This is a genomic window from Ruminococcus sporogenes (genome assembly GCF_054655175.1).
In genome coordinates this window covers 1,093,507-1,114,852 of the sequence record NZ_BAAHOA010000001.1, presented here as the reverse complement: position 1 = coordinate 1,114,852, position 21,346 = coordinate 1,093,507, and the positions used below count along the sequence as shown (strand labels likewise).

Genomic DNA, 21,346 nt, shown 5'->3' with positions numbered 1-21,346 from the left:
ACATATAATATATATAAATTTCTTACACTTTCCATAATGGCTCACAGCAAATATAACGACCGTTATTATATTTATTAATTCAGAATCTTATTTGGGTCAGCTTCCTGCCGTTTCCGCATCTTTGACCAATTCACAAAACCGTAAATATCGTTTACAAAAAACATAATAAAACATATAACAACAGATAAATAAGATATATCGGTAAGCGCCGCCAATATCCATAAAATTATCAACACTATATCGTTGGCCGCATAGGCGGCCGCATAAAACGCGCTTCTTCTGAAGGTCAGATAAACCGCAAGAAAACTGGTAGTCACGGATACAGCGCTTGGTACTAAATTGGCCGTATGAAAAAATAACAGAATATAATAAAATATAAAAGTAACAGCCGCTGCCAGAATTATCATAAAAGCAATTTCCTTTGGTTTTAACCTATTTACCTTGACTTCCTTCTTGTTTCCGTTATAAGGATTTTTTAACCATGAGATAAGTGCAAAAACCGCCATCGGCGCAGTCATTCCCAGATAAGTTATCATTTCTCCGTAATAAGCGAAGGTAAAGGATATAAAACCGTATAGGGCGCTGAAAATAATCATCAAAAATTGACCGACCGGATTCCCCTTTGCATTGTAAATCAATGATGTAACTCCTATCAGCGAAGCTATGAGGATCAATATGTTTTCCCTGTCAAATGCAAGGAAAGAAACTACAATAAGTACGGAAGATGTAAACCAAAGCATGAGTTCCTTTTTGGTAAAATAAAAAAGATGCGATTTAAATTTTTCAAATATCATATATTTAACCTCCAAACCAAAATAAGCGCCCGTTACACATCTTCCAAGACCTAACGATGTGTAACGGACGCTTCCGCTTTTCTACCCGGTGGCAGAAAATATTTTTTTATATTATATCAAATTGAAAGGTTAAAGTCAATAGTTGTTTTAAAAAATTTCTTCCGTTTTTAAATATCCAATTCCGATATAACCTTTTTAAGGGTTTTAACAGAATTTATAAGTCTTTCGTTTTCCTCTTCGTTCAACGGTATGTCCAAAACCTTTTCAATTCCATTGCTTCCGACAATAGACGGAACTCCTATACATAGATCAGAAAGTCCGTAATGTCCGTCAACATAGCCCGAAACAGGAAGAACTGAATGCTCGTCTCTTATTATCGCAAGCACTATTTTTGTCACAGCCATTGCTATACCATAGTAGGTGGCGCCCTTTCTTTCAATTACCTCGTAGGCGCTGTCCCTGACATTTTCATAGGTCTGATTAAACGATACCTCACGACAGCTTGAGCATAATCCATGAAAGTCCTCCAGATCTATACCGGAAACATTTGCACTGCTCCAGACAGCAAGCTCGCTGTCCCCATGCTCGCCTATAATAAATGCGTGTATGCTTCGGCTGTCAACGCAAAGCTGCTGTCCAAGATGATATTTCAGACGCGCCGTATCTAAAACGGTGCCGGAACCCAAAACTCTTCCCGCAGGAAATCCGGAAAGCTTTATTGTACAGTAGGTCAGAATATCGACCGGATTTGAAACAACAAGTAATATTGCGCTGTTATTATACTTTGTGATATTAGGAATTATACTCTTGAAAATCTCCACATTTTTGTGCACCATGTCAAGACGAGTTTCATTGGGCCTCTGGGCTGTTCCGGCCGTTATAATTATAAGGTAGCAATCCGCAATATCCTTATAATCGCCCGCATAAACTTTCATTGGATGTGCAAAAGGAAGACCATGACTAAGATCCATAGCTTCACCCTCTGCCTTAGCATGATTTGAATCAATCAATACAAGCTCTGAAAAAAGACTTTTCTGAGTCAGCGCAAACGCTATAGTCGCGCCAACGAAACCGCAACCGATTATTGCGCATTTTTGTTTATTCATATCATATTCTCCTTAATATTCATTTAATGCCCAATTAATATTTCAATATAATATATTATTATCATCTTTTTACATTCAATTCACGCAAATTTTGAAAAAAAGACTTGATTAAGAAAGGAAAATGTTATATAATAAGTACATATGCTGTATTAAGACTGTTTGAGGTCTTAAACGAAAGGAGTAATTATATGATTTATTCTCATGAAGTAGAAAACATGTGCACTGTTAGACAGGGCGTTGCTCACGGCGCTGCTCCAATTCCGGAGGAAGCAAAATGGGTAAAGGCAACTCAGATAACCGATATATCAGGACTTACTCACGGCGTAGGCTGGTGTGCTCCGCAGCAGGGCGCCTGCAAGCTGACGCTTAATGTAAAGGAAGGTATAATTCAGGAGGCGCTGGTTGAAACAATCGGTTGTTCCGGTATGACGCATTCCGCAGCTATGGCTGCTGAAATTCTTCCCGGCAGAACTCTGCTTGAAGCTCTTAACACCGACTTGGTCTGTGACGCTATCAACACTGCTATGAGAGAACTTTTTCTCCAGATCGTTTACGGCAGAACACAAAGCGCATTCTCAGAGGACGGTCTTCCTATCGGCGCCGGTCTTGAGGATCTTGGCAAGGGACTTCGTTCACAGGTAGGAACAATGTACGGTACGCTTAAAAAGGGTGTTCGTTACCTCGAAATGGCTGAAGGCTACGTAACCGGCATTGCGCTTGACGATGAAGATCATGTTATAGGATATCAGTTTGTAAGCCTCGGAAAATTCACAGACTTTATTAAAAAAGGCGACGATCCTAATACTGCCTGGGAAAAGGCAAAGGGTCAGTACGGCCGTGTTGAAGACGCTGTTAAGATCATCGATCCCAGAGCAGAATAAGGAGGTAAATTATAATGGCTTTATTTGAATCATATGAAAGAAGAATTGATAAAATCAATTCCGTTTTAAACAGCTATGGAATTTCATCTATTGAAGAGGCTGAGAAAATTACTAAGGATAAAGGTCTTGATATATACGAACAGGTAAAGAAAATTCAGCCTATATGCTTTGAAAACGCTTGCTGGGCTTATATCGTAGGCGTAGCAATCGCAATAAAGAAGGGCTGCACAAGAGCGGCAGACGCTGCCGCTGCAATCGGAGAAGGTCTTCAGGCTTTCTGTATACCAGGCTCTGTAGCCGATCAGCGTAAGGTAGGTCTTGGTCATGGTAATCTAGGCAAAATGCTTCTTGAAGAAGAAACGGAGTGCTTCTGTTTCCTTGCAGGTCATGAATCCTTTGCCGCCGCAGAAGGCGCTATCGGTATTGCCGAAAAAGCAAACAAGGTAAGAAAAAAGCCCCTGAGAGTTATCCTTAACGGACTTGGTAAGGACGCTGCTCAGGTAATCTCAAGAATTAACGGATTTACTTTTGTTGAAACCGAAATGGATTATTCAACCGGCGAGGTCAAGGAAGTTTTCAGAAAATCCTATTCTGACGGTCTGAGAGCCAAGGTTAATTGCTACGGCGCTAACGATGTTACGGAAGGCGTTGCTATAATGTGGAAGGAAGGCGTTGATGTTTCTATCACAGGAAATTCAACTAACCCCACAAGATTCCAGCACCCTGTTGCAGGTACATATAAAAAGGAATGTATCGAAAAAGGTAAGAAATATTTCTCTGTTGCATCAGGCGGCGGTACCGGACGTACTCTTCACCCTGATAATATGGCGGCAGGACCAGCTTCTTACGGCATGACCGACACTCTCGGCAGAATGCATTCTGACGCACAGTTCGCAGGTTCATCGTCTGTTCCGGCTCATGTTGAAATGATGGGACTTATCGGCATGGGCAACAACCCTATGGTTGGAGCTACAGTTGCCTGCGCAGTTGCTGTTGAGGAATCGTGGAAACGCTAATCACGAAGGACTTGCATTTACCGAAGGCTCGTTTAATTTATCGTTAACTGATGTATTCCGGCAAAAAGGATTGAAGTTATTATATTATAATTGTACAATCTTAATTGGATAATACACTCCCCCAGGCAACGATGACGAACTCGGAATATCATATCCACGTTTACAAAACGGTTCAACCTATAATATAATGGTACAAGCAGAAACTATCAATATTATATAGGGATTTTATTAACCGAAATAATTTAAAGCCTGTAAAGATTTAAGAGTCTTTACAGGCTTTTTGTTTACGTTCTGGATGTTAACAGCAATTAACGCAATGCGTCAACGCTGGAAGTTTCAGCAAATTTTGCAGTAGATGTCCGGCTGTTTGCGGTAATAATTAACTGCTCCTAATCCACATTATCATCTTCCTTTATATCAAGGTTTAAACTGTCGATCCACTTTGTCACATCTAACTTCGATGCATTTCCCGAAAAGCGCATACCGTCAAGCCATGTCGTACCGCCCGAAGCGAGTGAATGCAGATTTGACGCGCTTGAACCTATAGGACTGCTTCCCGACGTGCAGAACGGAACAATAATTTTATCCGAAAAATCATAGCTTTCAATAAATGTATAAATTATTTTCGGCGCTTGTCCGTGCCATATAGGATAACCGATAAATACAATTTCATAATCATCCATATTTTTCACACTGCCTGAAATTTCAGGGCGTGCTGTCGGGTCGTTCTGTTCTCTGTCCGCACGGCAATCGGTGTAATATTTTAAATCGTCTTCAGTGTATGGAATTTCGGGAACTATCTCATAGATGTCTGCATTCAGATAAGAGGCGGTATATTCCGCAATTTTTTCCGTATTGCCCGTACATGAAAAATACGTCACAAGAATATCCATATCGTTTGCAGTCATATTTTTCATAACCTCACGCTTTAATAAACACAGGTCAAAAACATTCCATACTCCGTCCTTGCATAAATCAAAATCCTTGCCGTTACCTACAGTTCGTCTGCCGAGGAGAAAATCCTGTAAAACACGGACATCTTCAATTGCGTAGGTTTCATCAGCCAGTCCGGAAATCTGTGAAGCATTAATCTGAACAGCAGCTTTTGAATTTACAAAAGCTTTTGCACCGGAGCAGCCACATAGAATCACTATCAAAACTGTGAAAACAGATAATATTTGTTTCATATTGTACCTCCGATTTCTTTGATTATTCTTGCCGGATTGCCTGCAACAACCGTCATTGGCGGAACATCTTTCGTGACAACCGATCCTGCGCCAACGACTGCATTTTCGCCTATTGTAATTCCCGGCAAAACGGTAGAATTTGAACCTATCCAAACATTTTTACCTATATGTACAGGTTTTGCAAACATATTTCTCCGCTTTTCGGGAATAAAATTATGATTTAGTGTAGCAATTACCACGTTATGTCCTATCTGCGCGCCGTCATCAATGGTAATTCCTCCGTGATCCTGAAAACGGCAGCCCGAATTGATAAACACGTTCTTTCCTACAATAATATTTTTGCCGAAATCCGTTGTAAATGGTGGAAACAAGCTGAATGTTTCGTCCACGTCCTTTCCGATCAGCTTGGAAAAAAGCTGCCGTATTTCTTCAGGGGTGTGATAGCTGTTATTCAGGCAGCAGGTAATCTTCATATCTTCACTGCTCATAATCCCCATGAATTTATGAATGTCGGAATCTACTGTTATCTCCTGACCGCTGCGGATAAATTCGAGAAATTTTTCAATTGTCATTCCAATTACCTCATCATCAATTTAAAGCGTAGTTAAAACGGGATTGTTCAGATAATTATACAAACGATCAATTTCACTTGGTTCTGAGCAATCAAGCATAGACGGACAATTTTTATCAAGTGCGTTGATTTTCCGCATATCTTCATCAGACAGTTCAAAATCCCATATTGAGATATTTTCCTCCATGCGGTTTTTGTGAACCGATTTCGGAATAATAATAACACCTTGCTGTATCTCCCAACGAAGTATTACCTGTGCAGGCGTTTTGCCGTATTGACCAGCAATTTCAGCCAAAACAGGCTCCTGAAACATTCCTTTCATACCCTCGGCAAACGGCGCCCACCCCTCTGGCTGAACTCCAAGTTTTCTCATTAGTCCCAATTCATCATGCCGTTGGTAATGAGGATGACGTTCAATCTGATTTACCATTGGCTTTATTGTTGCATTGTAACACAAATCCATAAGCCTTGCAGAGTCAAAATTGCATACGCCTATACTTCTTATCCTGCCTTGTTCATATAGTTCTTCCATAGCTCTCCACGCTCCGTAGTAATCCCCGAGCGGCATATGAATAAGATACAAATCAAGATATTCGAGACCAAGATTTTTCAGGGAACGCTCAAAGGCCCATTTGAGATTATCATATCCCATTTCCTGAATATAAGCCTTTGTAGTAATAAAAAGCTCATCGCGGCTTACGATACACTCATCAATCGCCTGCTTTACAGCATCGCCGACAGCCTGTTCGTTTTTGTATGAACTTGCGGTATCTATCAGACGATAACCGATGTGTATCGCGTCAAGAACTATATTTTTACATTCCGTTTCGGATATTTGAAATACGCCGAATCCCTCCGTCGGCATTTCAACACCATTGAAAAGTTTTATAGCGGGAATATTAATCATGAGAGCATTGCCTCCTTTATTTAAGGTTATTCCTGAAAAATGTTTCTATCTTATCAAACGGAATTTTGGTTATATTGTCATAAAGGTCAACATGATTGCAGTTAGGAATAACAAGCAGTTCCTTAGGATCATTTGCATTGTCATATGCCGTATCGCTGAAAAAACGACTTTCAGCCTGTTCACCGACTATAAAAAGTATCGGACGAGGAGAAATTTCATCAATGTGCGCAAGCAACGGATAATTTATAAACGCAAGGTCGCTTGTCGTGGTAAATCCGCCGCGAGCATTGCGATGATGACCGCGATTTGTTGCATAAAACTCAAAAAACTCTCTCCATATGCCCTGCATTTCGTCAGGAATTTCCATTACTGCTTCTTCGGGAAAAGTCGGGATATATTCAGGATAGTTGTTTTCTGCATCTTTCCAACGCTGTAAGGAAAGCTTTTTCTTTGTTTCCGATATCTGTTCGGGAGACTGTCCTGCACGGGCGGCAAAACTCATATCGTACATACTTGCAGTAACAACAGCCTTGATGCGCATATCAACGGCAGCCGCAGAAAGAGCAAATCCACCGCTTCCACAGATGCCCAAAGCGCCTATCATTTCACGGTCAACATAGCTTTGAAGTCCGAGAAAATCCACACCTGCACTGATATTCTCACTGAACATATCGGGCGATGATACATGACGAGGTTCCCCTCCTGATTCACCCATATAGCATGGGTCGAATGTAAGAACTACAAATCCACGATTGGCAAGTTCATTTGCATACACACTCGGTCCTTGCTCCTTTACCCCGCCATATGGAGCGCCGACCACAATTGCAGGATATTTTTTTGATTTATCCATGTCTTTTGCAGCATAAAGATCGCCTGCAAGCGCAAGCCCATAACGATTGTTGTAGCGGACATGGGTTCTTTCAACATTTTCATTAAGTTCACAAATATAATTATTCATAAATCATTCTCCTTTTTATTTGGTTTTGCAGATAAAGCAACCGCAGGCATTCATTTTTTCAGCATCTGCAAGGCTGATATAATTTTGCAAGGTTGATATAATAATGTTCTCTGCCGTTCTTGAAACCCGCAGTCTGCAAGAAAATATTCAATTTTTTTATAATATTATTCCTTTGACTTTATTGTATATCATATTTCTGAAAATTGCAAATAGTTATTAGCAATGGTTTATCATCGTTAACAGGAATGATAAAACCGTGCATATTATTATCAATGGGACGGTCATTATGATTGAAATAAGCCTTTTACACTTTTTTCTTTTCATTGTAACGTTAACAATTGAGTAACTGAATAGTATCCCTCTGATACTTTCCGAGCAGACATTTTCGCCTTCGGTAAAGGTATTTTATGGGATAATTTGCAAAAACAGCGTTATAAATATTGATTATAATTTATAATTAAATAAAAAAACCGCGCTCATAAAGAGTACGGATTTTTATATATATATCTTATTTTATAATTAATAATTACAAAAATTATACTGTCATTTATTCTGCAATTTTAAAAACAGCTCTTACAAAATTATACATATGAGGCCGAATCGTATAACCGCCGTGATCGCCTCCTGAAACATAGTGCCATATATGATTTGTATCATTCTTAAGCATTGCTTCGTGGTATTCTACAGGTGTCGACCAAACAATCTGGTCATTCGATCCCGCGCTTACCATAAGTAGATAAGGCTTTATTTCGTCGAATTTTAGTTCGGAATCTGAAAGTAAATCTGTTGTAAGACCGGGTGCAGGGCACATAGCGCCTACATAGCCAAACAAATCGGGACGAGAAAATCCGATGTAAAGCGATTCTCTTCCACCCATTGAAAATCCTGTTATTGCAGTGTTTTCCCTGCCGACTTTAACGGAATAATTCTGTTCCATATACGGCATGATTTCTTTGATAAGAAGATTTATAAAGTTATCGTATGCAGCGTTGTTTTTTGCATCAAGCCCATCGCATTTATCCTGTGTTTCGCTTGCATAAATGTCGGGAAAAACTACTATCATATCCTCAGCTTCACCGTCTGAGATAGCATTTCCGATAATCTGTCTAAGCCTAAGCGACACGTCTCCTGCATCAAGCAACGAGTCCTCATTTCCCCAGTACCCGTGAAGAACATACATAACGGGATACTTTTTTGACGAAGTGTAGCTTGCCGGAAGCAGAACATTAAAGCTTTTGTTACGTTTACATACATTGGAATAAATAGTTTTCTTTTCGTATGTGCCGTATTCTGTCCCTGATTTTTCAATAATTGCTTCACTTGGTTCGTTTTCTAAAATATTTTCTCTTATTTGATTCATATAATTATCAGGTGTTATTGTTATCTCTGATAACGTAAATTCTTTTCTTTTACCGAGAATAAAATCCTGAAGCTGTTTCAAATCGTCCTCGTCAACTTGGCCGTTTAAGTTAACGTCGGCTGCATCAACTGACAAATCATTTTCGAATCCACTAATAAGACCTCTTCTTACAGCAACTATGTCAAAGCTGTTAATTACTCCGTCAAAATTCACATCGCCTTTTATTATGTTCTGCTGATTTATGGCTAACACCACGTAGTTTACAGAGTTACCGTTTCCGCCGTTAGTACCGAGAGTAACAATCTCTCCAGCGCCGACATTTTTCTTAAAAAGCTCCAGAGTGAGGTCATTTGATGTTTTCATGGTAAAGTTAGTTTTTGTCCAGCTATTCAGCCACAAAGGCAAAATTTCTGTGACTCGAGAGTCCATAGCAACGTAAACAGTAATATTATCGCCTGCTGTAAATGAACCTAAATCAGTTGTCACAAGCTTAGAATCGCAGGCTGTCTTAATAACCTCTGCACTAATTAAATTTGACGGTAAAGCCGTTACCGTAAAATCACGATCGCCAAATAATGTTGAACCTATATTAAAATCCCCGTTATCATTAATTGACCAATTACCAGCATTCAATGTATCAGTGACAGTAAGATTTTTTATAAGCGTCCCATTCAGTATTTGTGGTTCTGTATCTCCAAAATCTCCGTTTAATGTAAAGCAATCAATATAAAGCGTACTTGGAAGAGCAGCATTAGCTTTTAGTTCAATTTTATTATCGCCTTTATTAAGAGTAATCTGCTGAGATATTGTTTTCCAATCGCTGAGTGACGAACCCTTTGACAATGAAAGAGTATTTACCTTAGAACCGTTAACATACAAGTCAACATTATTGGTATCAGATGTCACTGAATATCTAAGAGTCATATTAAATGTTCCTGATTTTTCGGTAGAAACAGTATCTTTTACAGCAGCATTCGAATTAACGCCAAACTTCATAAAGCCCTGTCCCCAAAAATTATCTGTACCGCTTCCGCAGCCGTTTGTCACATTGCCCTCAATATTTTTATAATCGAAGAATTCGCCTTCGTACTGACGTTCCCCTTCATAAAAATCGGGAAATAAGGGTTCAACAAGCTTTGCTGTCTGATAGAAGGTTTGTCTGCCGATTTCATTTCCGCAACAGCTTACGGACAAATCTACAGGACCGTTATGTTTGACTGTAATTGTATAGGTATCGTTTGAGTAAGAAGATGATATATCGCTTAACGTCTGATTGAAGCCTCTATCCTTATGAATTTTTATATTCGGCTCAGACGAACAGCCTGAAATTTTAATCGTAGTAGTTTTCAGTGTAGTTTTTGCGTCCTCGTCATAATTATTAAGGTAGAAGTCGATGTGATCCGAGTATTCATTCATAATACCGGAACCGTATGCTGTAAATGACATGTCTACCTCTTTACAGGTGTTGTATTTCAGCAACATAACGCCTCCTGCCGCAGTTCCGTCCTTGTAAGGATTATAAGCAATCCATGTGTTTTCATTTCTTCCAACATAGCAGTTGCCCCAGTATTCGGAAGCGTAAAGCTTATTGAATTCGTCCTGTTTTGCGGCAATAGTACTCCATCTTGACGCAATTTCCGACTGCTTAACCTGAACGGGAATTGACTTTGCAAGGTCGTCCTTTAGCGCATAAACAGTAGGAATTGTTTGATAACGTCCGGTACTCTTATAAAGGTTATGGTTATCTTTTAAATTTCCATCTCCGGGCATACGATAAAGCCCTTCAAAAAGTGACGGATATGTACTGTATTTATCATCATTGCTTCCCGAATTGACATCTTGAATTATAACAACCTTTGTACGTTCAATAACCTCTTTACGATCAGGAATACGAATTGTACCATCCTGAACTTTACGGAACATATCAATTACCGTATTTTGATATTGGTCATACATATCCCACTTACGAGTTGTATAGCCCTCGCTATCAGCAGACGGCCATAATTCCTTAAAATCATCTGCCCATACAAGCTCGGGACCGTCTATAACAGTAGCGCCATTTAGAGCCATACGCTCAAGATGAATAGGCAGTCCGGTAGAAAGACGATACTGATCTTTAGAAGAAACGCCTGTACCCGACCACGTTGAATCAGTCCAGCCCGTTTCGTCATAACGAATTCCAAAGTTTCCGCAGTAACCTGAAATATATGCGCCGTATACAGTACTTTCTACATCGGCAATATAGCTCGCCTGTGTATATTTTTCTTCAAGAATAAGGTTATCGGAATAAAGACGGCAAGATTCTTCCCATGAAGGAACACGCTTCAGCATTGCAATCGGATTTATATTAGGGCTCCACTGGTTTGCACACCAGCTTATATCAAGATAACCGCCATACTTATTACAAAGCTTTAAAAGTTGTGCAAAATGTTCATAGCGCTGAACTGGTGTAATCGGGAAATCCCCCTGCTGTTCAAAACCCCAGAACTGTTCGCAATAATTATAACCGATAAAATTGGGGTAATCACGGAAAAATTCACCGTAAATAGTATTATCGAGGTCTCCGCCGCTACTGGAAACAAATTGATCCTTATTTATAAAATCAACAATGTTTCCCGACTTATCATAATCAGGAAAATGGCTTTGACCACCACTTGAAGGCTGAATCATTGTCCAGACGCCCCTGTCGGCGCAGGTTTTCAACCACGATTTAGCGCACTCATAACCGTTCTGAATCATCAGCCATTTATTTGTTTCATGATTCCAGTTAATAGAAAGTGATATGTTAAATACAACATACGGCAGTACATCATCAGGAATTAAGTCGATAATTTTTTCTGGATCAGCGTAATTCCACGAATCAATATGAACAATCCACATGGGCGATTCTGCCGAACATGGCCGGCGCATAGTACCGGCCGCATTTACCGAATAAGGCGTTACCTCAAACAGCCCGCTCAAGGCTGAAAGCGGATTTTCCGAGGTTGCTTTTGACGCTGGCAGGGAAATTATCATACCTAACATCATCACAACCGTCGTTAATACTGAAACAAATTTTTTTAACTTCAATATAAACTCCTCCTTAAAATTATTGCTTTATTCATTTTGATTCAAACTAAGCCCTATAATTAATATTAAATGTTTTATGTAACATTTTTGAAATAATTTTATAATCCTATACTATCATATTATCACTAAAACTACAACTCACATAATGTACTAATAGTGGATATTATGTATAAACTCGTTGACTTTTTTCTACTATTATGATACAATATCATAAAATACGCAGGTGATGGTATGAAATATAAAAATAATAAAAGACCAATATTTGGGGTTATTGCCGCACAAGCCGCCGATATGGAACAGCATCAGATTTTAAATGGAATTATCGAACAAGCACAGAATTTTAACATTGATATTGCTGTATTCACAAATATCTATAATCCTAATGAGCCTAATCCCTCTTTATACAGTGAAAATGAGATTTACGATCTAATTCTTTCGCCGGAACTCGATGGAATTATTTTGATTTCAGAAGCAATCATTAATACTGACCTCCAAAAACGAATTAAGCATAATCTCGAATCAAGGAATCCTATTCCGGTAATATTAATCGGCACACCGCTTAATAGCTTTGATTTATCTGATTTGACAGTAGTTAATACAGATGATGAAAATGATATAGAAGATATAACAAACCATCTAATTGAAGCTCATGGATTCACTGATATTCATATCCTTACAGGACATAATTTTCTTGAAGCCTCGAATTTAAGAGTCAACGGATATAAAAAATCTTTAGAAAAGCATGGAATTCCATTCGATTCAAACAAGGTTTTTTACGGAGACTTCTGGATGAACTCCGGAACTGCGCTTGCTTGCAGATATATAAATGGAGAACTAAAGTTTCCGGAAGCTATTTTATGTACGAACGATTATATGGCTTACGGTCTTTTGGACAAGTTTATGGAATGCGGTATAGACATTCCTGATAAAGTTACTGTAATCGGATACGAATATGTCCGTGAACGGTTATACCATTATCCGATTCTTACCACTTACCAAAGAAACAGAAAAGCATTAGGAATAAAAGCAATTAATATACTTTTAAAAAAAATAAATATGTCCGCTGATACTGATATTTTATTAAAAGGTGAAATTATATATGGAAAAAGCTGTTCCTGCGGCATTAAACAAGATCAATTTTTTAAAGAACTTCAATCAGCGCGCACAAAAAAAACTTATGATTTTCTAAACCTGTTCAGCCAGATGGATCATCGTCTTACAGAATGTAAATCAATATCGGATTTTGTAAACGTACTTCATGACTTTATTTTTCTTATCCGAGACGTAAATGAAGTTTATCTTTGTCTTTCAAAAAATTGGTACGACGACAATCCCGGCAGCAGTGTTATGGAATGTTATAAAATAATATCGAATAAAGATAAAGAAACGCTATCAAAGATTGATAAATATAGTTTTACAGATATTTTCTCACGCGTTCCCTATTCTGCGGCATATTTTTTTAATCCTCTTTTCTTCGCAGATAAAATGATGGGATATGTGATTCTGAGATATGATTATCCTGACACCTATGATCATATTTTCAGAAACTGGCTCAAATCCGTATCTAACGCACTCGAATTTCTACGAATGAAAAATGATATTCGCTACCTATTGCAATGTCAGAATATCTCCGAGCATTATGATTCTTCAACGGGACTTTATAATCTGACCGGATTTGAAAATGCAGTTAATTTCGCTGCCTTAGCTGCACCAAAGAAATCGCTTTTTTTATTGATTTTAAAAACTGAAATTTTCTCCTCAGAAATTCGGTTCGAAAAGCAAGATATTATAGTTTCAATAACTAATGAAATTGCCGACGCATTAAAATCTCTTTCAATAAATAAAAATGACTTATTTGGAAGAATTAACCGCAACACTTATGCCTGCGCTTTAATAGGTTATTTCGCCGACGATTATGCAGACTTAATTACTGATAAACTGAAAACGCTTATTTTGCACAAAACACACTATACAAATGAATTTGGAATGGATTCGTTTATATGTTGCTGTAGAATTTTTAATAAGATGCAATATTTTAGTTTAAAAGATGCGCTCTCTGAAACAAATAATATAATAAATGAAAATATATTAGAACGTTCTAAAAAACATTCAATGTTTCAATATAAAGAGTTCCAAGAGCTCAGAGACAGTATTTATCTTAATCCTGCCGAAAAAGTTAATCCTGAAGTTTTATGCCGAGAGCTTAATATCGGAATCGCTCATTTCAGACATGTTTATAAGAATTTCTTTGGAATAAGCTTTAATCAGGACTGTATTGCAAGTAGAATGTCGCTTGCTAAATTTCTGCTGTTTACTACGTCGTTTGATGTAAATACTATCGCCGCAAAATGCGGTTACAGCGATGAAAAATATTTTATGCGGTTATTTCAGAAAAATACTTCATTTACACCAAGTCAGTATCGTAAACTCTTTTACTTAAATGTATAAACGTTATCTTACTCGACTTAAAACACACTAATTTAAGTTGACGGCTTTATAATAAAATATTTTCAGCCCACATTAAAAAAGCCGTTTAATGCAGTAAATATAAGAATAAAAAAATAAGACCGGATTTTATCCGCCCTTATTTTTTATTAATTTCCTCGCATTTTGTAAACCTTATTTGAATTTCGCTACCGAAGCCGTATGCCTGCAATTATCATCTGATGGTATAACGGCTTTAAATAAATTATGACAAGCGACCTTTAAAATCCTCGTATCCGAACTGTCTTATGATTTCAATTCCTCCGTCTGTTCTCAAAACTGCAATAGACGGTAAAGGCATTCCGTTAAAAGTATTGTTTTTAACCATACTGTATATTGCCATATCCTCAAAAACAAGAATATCACCCGCTGAAAGAGGAGAATCAAACGAATATTCTCCAATCATATCCCCTGCAAGGCAGGTCTGCGATCCAAGACGATAGGTGTAGCTTTTTTCTCCGGGAATTCCTGAACCGTAAAGAGGAGGACGATAGGGCATTTCAAGAACATCCGGCATATGACATGCAGCAGAAGAATCTATAATTGCCGTCGGCATATCGCATTCAGTAATATCCAAAACCTTTGTTGCAAGATATCCTGCGTTTAAAGCTACCGCTTCGCCCGGCTCAAGGTAAACTTCGACTCCGTATTTCTGACGTATTCTTTTAATACAGCGTATTAGTCTCGGTATATCGTAATCGGAGCGCGTAATATGATGACCTCCGCCGAAATTCAGCCATTCCATATCGCCGATATACTGTCCGAATTTCTCTTCAACAGCATTCAGCGTTGCTTCAAGAGCGTCTGAATTCTGCTCGCACAGCGTATGAAAATGAAGTCCTGAAACGCCCTTTAGATTATTCGGCTGAAAGCTTTTAATCCTTATTCCGAGACGTGATTTCGGCGAGCATGGATCGTAAATTTCATGTCCTTTCTGCGTAGACAGTTCAGGATTTATACGCAGTCCTATTTTTTTCCCCGCTTTCAATACTTTTTCACGGTAAAGTTCCAACTGGGAAAACGAATTAAAAATAATATGTCCGCAATAAGAAATAATTTCATCAATTTCTTCAGCTCGATATGCCGCAGAAAAAACATGATTTTCTTTACCCATGCATTCATAGCCAAGGCGCGCCTCGTAAAGACCACTGCATGCAGTTCCGCTTATATACTTACCGATAAGCGGATAAAGTGAAAAAGCTGAAAAGGCCTTTTGTGCAAGCAGTATTTTACAGCCGGAGGCGTTTTGAACATATTTAAGTATTTCAAGATTTGATATAAGCCGTTTCTCATCAATTATATAACACGGCGTTTCAATATTTTTTATATCAAGCATTTCAATTCACAAATCTAACCGCAGTACCGTAAGCCATAACCTCCGCGGCGCCCTGCATAACCTCTGCCGAAGCATAACGGATATTGACAATTGCGTCTGCGCCGAGGGCTTCCGCCTCCTGCGCCATTCTTTTTGTAGCAAGCTCGCGGGCTTCCATCATCATAATGTTATAATCCTTAAGCTCTCCTCCTACAATGGTCTTTAGGCTCTGCATAATATCCTTTCCTATATGCTTTGACTGTATTGTCGAACCCTTTACAAGTCCGAGCATTTCAAAATCTTTGCCGGAAATATAATCTGTGTTTACTAAAATCATCTTTTCATCTCACCTTTATTAGTTTTCAGTCTACCAAAACCGGATCAAAGTTTTCTTTCCAAGGAAGCCCCCATTTATTCAAAGCCTCCATAAAAGGATCCGGATCAAATTCTTCGACATTGTAAACTCCGGCTTTTTTCCATTTTCCAGTAAGCACCATCATCGCGCCGATCATAGCCGGAACGCCTGTTGTGTATGAAACAGCCTGTGATCCGACCTCTTTATAGCATTCCTGATGATCGCATACATTGTAAACATAGTATTTAACAGGCTTGCCGTCCTTTTGCCCCTGATAAATACATCCTATATTTGTTTTTCCCACAGTTCTCGGACCAAGTGAAGCCGGATCAGGCAGAACCGCCTTTAAAAACTGAAGCGGTACAATCTCTCTGCCTTCGTACATGATAGGCTCTATTGAAGTCATTCCAACATTTTCAAGGCACTTCAGATGCGTAAGATAGCTCTGACCGAAAGTCATAAAAAATCTGATTCTTTTTATTCCCTTTATATTTAAAGCAAGAGATTCAAGCTCTTCGTGGTGAAGCAGATACATATCCTTTTCGCCTACCTGATCGAAGTTATATACCCTTTTTATTTCCATAGGCTCCGTTTCAATCCACTTTCCGTCCTCAATATAGCTTCCCTTTGCGGAAACCTCTCTTATATTTATTTCAGGATTGAAATTTGTTGCAAAAGGATAGCCGTGATCTCCCCCGTTACAGTCAAGAATATCAATATAATTTATTTCGTCAAAGTAGTGCTTCTGAGCATAGGCTGAGAAAACTCCCGTAACTCCCGGATCAAAGCCGCAGCCAAGAACGGCGGTAATACCCGCCTTTTCAAAGCGTTCCTTATAAGCCCACTGCCATTTGTATTCAAACTTAGCAGTATCCTCCGGCTCATAGTTTGCAGTGTCAAGATAGTCTGTTTTGGTTTCAAGGCAGGCGTCCATAATAGTAAGATCCTGATAAGGAAGCGCAACATTGATTACTATATCCGGCTTTTCTCTATTAATCAGTGCGACAAGCTCGCTTACACTGTCCGCATCGACCTGTGCAGTAGATATTTTTGTCTCCGTTTTTTCTTCAAGCTCTTCCTTGAATTTATCGCACTTTGATTTAGTCCTGCTTGCAATGCATATTTCAGAAAAAACCTCGCTGTTCTGACAGCATTTATGAATAACCACACCAGCTACTCCCCCGGCGCCTATAATTAAAGCTTTAGACATTTTTATCAAACCCTTTCAAAATAATATTTATCAATAGCAATCCCAGTTATACATAACTTCGCTGAAATCGAGACTTTTAAGCTTTTCTCTGTTTATAAAGAAATTGCAGATTCCCGCGTCTCCCCACATAATTTTATCTTCGCCTTCTCCAAATTCGCTGTCAAGCTGAAGCAAAAGAAAATCACAGGGGGAGTATTCGTCTCTGGGATCTTCCTGAGTAAATCCCGGATACCCTCCGATTTTATGACCGAATGCAGTTTCTCCGAGCTTTTCAAAGCTTTCCAGCTCACCAATATCAGTATTAAGGTCGTATGGCGATTCTATTGTTTTAGGCGGATTAAATGAATTATATGCATCGCAGAATTTAAGTCTGAATCTACAATCGTTATCGCTCAAGGATTCCTTTGAGTATTCAAACTGCAATCCGTACTCGCCGTTTACAGGCATATAATTTTCTCCGCTGTCAGCTTCATATTCATTGGGAATAATTTTAGATTTTATTTCTTCCTCGGTAACGCTTTTATCCGTATCGGGATAGTAAATTACACGGTGACAGTCATGAACGGTACTGTTTTCAAATTCAAGTCCCCAAGCATCGTCGTCTGAAATCCAGAACTGCAAAAGTCCCCGCTTTGGAAATTCCTCAAGCTTTACTTGCGAACAGTCAAGCTGTGCTAAAAGTCTCAGTTGATTACCCTTGCTGTCAGCAGGAAAATTGCCGTCATGGGGAATATATCCCAAACCGCCGACCTTACTTTCAAAAACAGTCGGCTTTGTTTTAGTCAGGGTAAGGCGAACGCATGGGGTTTCCGTATCTGAAGCAATGATTTTGAGAGCTTTTTCAGCCAAGTCTTTTTCAACTTCATCGGATTTTAGGGTTTTATGATTTACCAGCTCTTCTGATAGCTCGTCGCTTTTTTTCTTTTTAAAGATATCAAAAAATCCCATTTTAGTCCTCCTTATAAAAATACAGCAGAATTTCTCTTAAAAGCTTGCAGGCAAGCGCAGTCGACGCCCCGCTTTGGTCGAGCGTCGGAGAAAGCTCGTTTATATCAAGTCCTATAACATTAAGCTCCGATACCTTCTCAATAGCCTTTATAAGCTCATTATAGCTCACGCCACCGGCCTCGGGAGTACCCGTTCCGCAGAAGCATGACGGGTCAAGAACGTCAAGGTCAAGTGTAAAATAAACAGGTCTGTCCCCTGTTTTCTCCTTAATTCTTTCTATACCACTGAAATCAAACCTATTTGTATATACATGCTCCCTACCCCATAAAAATTCCTCTCTGTCGCCGCTTCTAATACCAAACTGAAATATTTTTCCGTCGCCTAAAAGCTCATGGCATCTTCTCATAACGCAGGCATGGGAAAGCTTCTGACCGAGGTAATCGTCTCTTAAATCCGCATGCGCGTCAAAATGAACTATACGAAGATCAGGATATTTTTTAACCGCCGCCCTGACTGCGCCGAGCGTTACAAGGTGTTCGCCTCCGATCATAATAGGCAGCTTACCGTCAGATATAATATTTTCAGTCATTTTTTCTATATCGTTAAGCGCGCTTTCAGGACTCCCGAAACAAAGCTCAAGATCGCCGCAATCAAAAATTTCAGCATCAAGTAAATCCTTATCCTGATATGGACTGTAGGTTTCAATTCCATAGCTTTCATTTCTCATAGCCGAGCTTGCAAAGCGTGCTCCAGGTCTATATGATGTAGTACTGTCAAAGGGCGCTCCGAAAATAGCGATTCGGCTTTCCGCATAATCGCTGTCGCAGCCGATAAATGTATGTATATTTTTACTTATATTCATTTATGCTCTCCAGATTCACGAAGCTGATCCCTTACATTGTTGGGAATTGCGAAACAGCCTGTGTGAAGTATTGTATTATAGTATTTTGTTTTTATTCCAAGAGAATTCCACCATTCTGATTTCAGGTCGCTTCTCGGATCATATTTTTTCGAGGCGAAGCCGAAAAGCCAATGTCCGGACGGATAGGTTGGAATATGAGCCTGATAGACCAGAGCGATTGGAAACGTCGATTTGATCCGGCTGTGAGCTCGTTTCATGGAATTAGAATAAGAGGCGTAAAAGGTGCTTTCGTGCTGGTTCACCAGGATACCGTCGTCTTTTAATGCCTTATAGCAATTGCCGTAAAACTCCTTTGTAAAAAGACCTTCTCCTACGCCGAAAGGATCGGTTGAATCCACTATGATTAAGTCGTATTCATTTTCCTTACTTCTGACAAAACGCAGTCCGTCCTGATAAAAAATATGAACTCTTGGGTCGGAAAGCCTTGAAGCGGTCTGCGGAAGATACTCCCTGCAAATTTCCACTACCATTTCATCTATTTCAACCATATCTATGTTTTCAACATGGTTGTAGCGGGTAAGCTCTCTTACGGTCCCGCCGTCCCCAGCTCCGATAACAAGTATATTTTTTATATCAGGATTTACCGCCATAGGTATATGCGTTATCATTTCATGATATATATACTCGTCCTTTTCGGTAACCATCAGATATCCGTCAAGAGTCAGTATTTTTCCGAATTCCTTGGATTCAAATATATCTATACGCTGATACTCGCTTTCAGCGCTTTTTAAATGTTTGTCTACCCTTATAGAAAATTTAACATTATCAGTATGGTTTTCAGTATACCAAAGCTCCATGAAATCCTCCTATTCTACAACCACATTGATATTTTCAATGTTTATGTCCTGTGTACCCGTCATCATACAGCCCTTTTCTTTAGCATAGAGGATATAATTTATTATATCGCCCGTTATTTTTTCACCAGGAGCAAGAATAGGAATACCCGGAGGATAACACATGACAAACTCACCGCATATATAACCTCCGCTTTCTGTTATCGGAACAGACTTTTTATCTCCGTAAAAAGCGGACTGCGGCGGCATAATAACCTGAGGATCTATATATTCATGGTCAAACATTCCGGCCTTGTCCTTGGAATAAAGTCGTTTTATTTCATAGAGCGAGGATATTAGCCGTTCAATTTCAAGAGCCCTGTCTCCGGCGGAAATGATCGCCAGAACATTTCCAATATCCCCGAATTCAATCTGTATATTGTATTCATCGCGCAGAATATCGTAAACCTCTATTCCCGCAAGACCTATATCCCTTGTGTGTATAGAAAGCTTGGTAGGATCGAAGCTGAAAAATGAATCGCTTCCGCAAAGCTCACTCCCGAATGCATAGTAGCCTCCGAGCTTATTGATTTCAGATCTTGCATACTCAGCATATTGCACTGTTTTCCTGAAAATTTCCCTTCCGTTGAGCGCCAAATTTTTTCTTGCTATATCCAAGGACACTATAAGAAGATAAGAGCCGCTTGTAGTCTGCGTAAGATTGATAATCTGTCTGATATAACCGGCGCTGACATTTTTTCCGCATAATAGCAAAGAGCTTTGCGTAAGAGAACCGCCGGTCTTATGCATGCTGACGGCTGCCATATCGGCTCCGGCAGCCATACCCGAAACAGGCATATTCTCCCCGAAATAGAAATGAGTGCCGTGAGCCTCGTCGACTAACGCAAGCATGCCGTTTTCATGCGCAAGCTTTACTATTTCCCGCAGATCGGAGCATACTCCGTAGTAGGTTGGATTGTTAATAAGCACAGCCTTTGCGTCCGGATTTTCTCTTATTGCTTTTCTTACGTTTTCTACCGACATTCCAAGCGGTATTCCAAGTCTTTTATTTGTACCGGGATTAACGTAAACGGGTATCGCGCCGTTGACGACTAAAGCGTTTATCGCACTCCTGTGAACGTTTCTAGGCATTATAATTTTTTCTCCCGCCTTGCAGGCGGCCATTATCATTGCCTGAACAGATCCGGTTGTACCGTTGACAACAAAAAACGCATTTTCAGCGCCGAAAGCCTCCGCCGCGAGCTCCTGAGCATTTTTTATGACGGAAACCGGATGACATAGGTTGTCAAGGGGTTTCATTGAATTTACATCGGCTTTTAAGCATGACAAACCCAAAAAATCAGTCAGTTCCCTTGTGCCGCGTCCTCCCTTATGACCAGGAACATCGAAGGGAACGACCCTGTTCTGAAGATGCTGTTTCATAGCCTCTAAAACAGGAGCCTCACTCTGTGAAAAAATCATTTTCCAAG

17 protein-coding genes are annotated in these 21,346 nt (G+C 39.4%); 3 read left to right on the top strand and 14 right to left on the bottom strand.

Translation table 11 applies throughout. From position 1 onward, the window contains the following. Window positions 1-74 precede the first annotated feature (74 nt). Window positions 75-794 carry a nicotinamide riboside transporter PnuC gene (pnuC, locus tag ACYQ0N_RS06040; RefSeq protein WP_460162121.1) on the bottom strand — a complete coding sequence of 240 codons (720 nt, stop codon included), beginning with the start codon at window positions 792-794 and terminating at the stop codon, window positions 75-77. A gap of 167 nt (window positions 795-961) precedes the next feature. Beyond that, window positions 962-1,900 (bottom strand): L-lactate dehydrogenase, encoded by a 939-nt coding sequence (locus ACYQ0N_RS06035; protein WP_177531502.1) that lies wholly within the window; start codon window positions 1,898-1,900, stop codon window positions 962-964. 188 nt (window positions 1,901-2,088) lie between these two features. Between ACYQ0N_RS06035 and ACYQ0N_RS06030 the strand changes: the two genes are divergently transcribed. Next, on the top strand, window positions 2,089-2,781 hold the full coding sequence (locus tag ACYQ0N_RS06030; RefSeq protein ID WP_177531501.1) for an iron-sulfur cluster assembly scaffold protein: 693 nt from the start codon (window positions 2,089-2,091) through the stop codon (window positions 2,779-2,781). A gap of 14 nt (window positions 2,782-2,795) precedes the next feature. Next, window positions 2,796-3,797 (top strand): GGGtGRT protein, encoded by a 1,002-nt coding sequence (locus ACYQ0N_RS06025; protein ID WP_177531500.1) that lies wholly within the window; start codon window positions 2,796-2,798, stop codon window positions 3,795-3,797. Between the two features lie 389 nt (window positions 3,798-4,186). Here the strand turns inward: ACYQ0N_RS06025 and ACYQ0N_RS06020 are convergent, their stop codons facing one another. The 5 genes from ACYQ0N_RS06020 to ACYQ0N_RS06000 all read right to left on the bottom strand — a co-directional run bounded on the left by ACYQ0N_RS06020 (window position 4,187) and on the right by ACYQ0N_RS06000 (window position 11,849). After that, the gene (locus ACYQ0N_RS06020; RefSeq protein WP_460162120.1) at window positions 4,187-4,984 is read right to left on the bottom strand and encodes a flavodoxin; all 798 of its coding nucleotides are present in this window, start codon (window positions 4,982-4,984) and stop codon (window positions 4,187-4,189) included. Continuing rightward, entirely contained in the window at window positions 4,981-5,556 is a 576-nt protein-coding gene (locus ACYQ0N_RS06015) for a sugar O-acetyltransferase (RefSeq protein WP_177531499.1), read from the bottom strand. The genes ACYQ0N_RS06020 and ACYQ0N_RS06015 overlap by 4 nt, the downstream gene beginning before the upstream one ends. Window positions 5,557-5,577: 21 nt before the next feature. Then, the gene (locus ACYQ0N_RS06010; protein ID WP_460162119.1) at window positions 5,578-6,462 is read right to left on the bottom strand and encodes an aldo/keto reductase; all 885 of its coding nucleotides are present in this window, start codon (window positions 6,460-6,462) and stop codon (window positions 5,578-5,580) included. Between the two features lie 16 nt (window positions 6,463-6,478). Continuing rightward, window positions 6,479-7,420, bottom strand: a complete 942-nt coding sequence (locus ACYQ0N_RS06005; RefSeq protein ID WP_460162118.1) for an alpha/beta hydrolase — start codon at window positions 7,418-7,420, stop codon at window positions 6,479-6,481. A gap of 547 nt (window positions 7,421-7,967) precedes the next feature. Next, window positions 7,968-11,849: a glycoside hydrolase family 98 domain-containing protein gene (locus tag ACYQ0N_RS06000; RefSeq protein ID WP_460162117.1), complete on the bottom strand. Its 3,882-nt coding sequence runs from the start codon at window positions 11,847-11,849 to the stop codon at window positions 7,968-7,970. Window positions 11,850-12,080: 231 nt separating this feature from the next. Here ACYQ0N_RS06000 and ACYQ0N_RS05995 point away from each other — a divergent pair, with 231 nt between their 5' ends. Then, window positions 12,081-14,297, top strand: coding sequence for a substrate-binding domain-containing protein (locus ACYQ0N_RS05995; protein ID WP_177531495.1), 2,217 nt, complete (start codon window positions 12,081-12,083; stop codon window positions 14,295-14,297). A gap of 241 nt (window positions 14,298-14,538) precedes the next feature. Here the strand turns inward: ACYQ0N_RS05995 and nspC are convergent, their stop codons facing one another. From nspC to ACYQ0N_RS05960, 7 genes are read right to left on the bottom strand one after another with little or no spacing between them, the layout of a single operon-like run. Next, on the bottom strand, window positions 14,539-15,669 hold the full coding sequence (gene nspC / locus ACYQ0N_RS05990) for a carboxynorspermidine decarboxylase (protein ID WP_177531494.1): 1,131 nt from the start codon (window positions 15,667-15,669) through the stop codon (window positions 14,539-14,541). 1 nt (window position 15,670) lies between these two features. Then, complete coding sequence (locus ACYQ0N_RS05985; protein ID WP_177531493.1) at window positions 15,671-15,985, bottom strand: YbjQ family protein; 315 nt, start codon at window positions 15,983-15,985, stop codon at window positions 15,671-15,673. 25 nt (window positions 15,986-16,010) lie between these two features. Next, window positions 16,011-17,213 carry a saccharopine dehydrogenase family protein gene (locus ACYQ0N_RS05980; RefSeq protein WP_460162116.1) on the bottom strand — a complete coding sequence of 401 codons (1,203 nt, stop codon included), beginning with the start codon at window positions 17,211-17,213 and terminating at the stop codon, window positions 16,011-16,013. 30 nt (window positions 17,214-17,243) lie between these two features. Continuing rightward, window positions 17,244-18,161 carry a YwqG family protein gene (locus tag ACYQ0N_RS05975; RefSeq protein WP_460162115.1) on the bottom strand — a complete coding sequence of 306 codons (918 nt, stop codon included), beginning with the start codon at window positions 18,159-18,161 and terminating at the stop codon, window positions 17,244-17,246. 1 nt (window position 18,162) lies between these two features. Beyond that, window positions 18,163-19,017, bottom strand: coding sequence for an agmatinase (speB, locus tag ACYQ0N_RS05970; protein ID WP_177531536.1), 855 nt, complete (start codon window positions 19,015-19,017; stop codon window positions 18,163-18,165). Between the two features lie 2 nt (window positions 19,018-19,019). Beyond that, window positions 19,020-19,880, bottom strand: coding sequence for a polyamine aminopropyltransferase (gene speE, locus ACYQ0N_RS05965; RefSeq protein WP_177531490.1), 861 nt, complete (start codon window positions 19,878-19,880; stop codon window positions 19,020-19,022). 9 nt (window positions 19,881-19,889) lie between these two features. Continuing rightward, window positions 19,890-21,338, bottom strand: a complete 1,449-nt coding sequence (locus ACYQ0N_RS05960) for an aminotransferase class I/II-fold pyridoxal phosphate-dependent enzyme (RefSeq protein WP_460162114.1) — start codon at window positions 21,336-21,338, stop codon at window positions 19,890-19,892. Window positions 21,339-21,346: the final 8 nt, after the last annotated feature.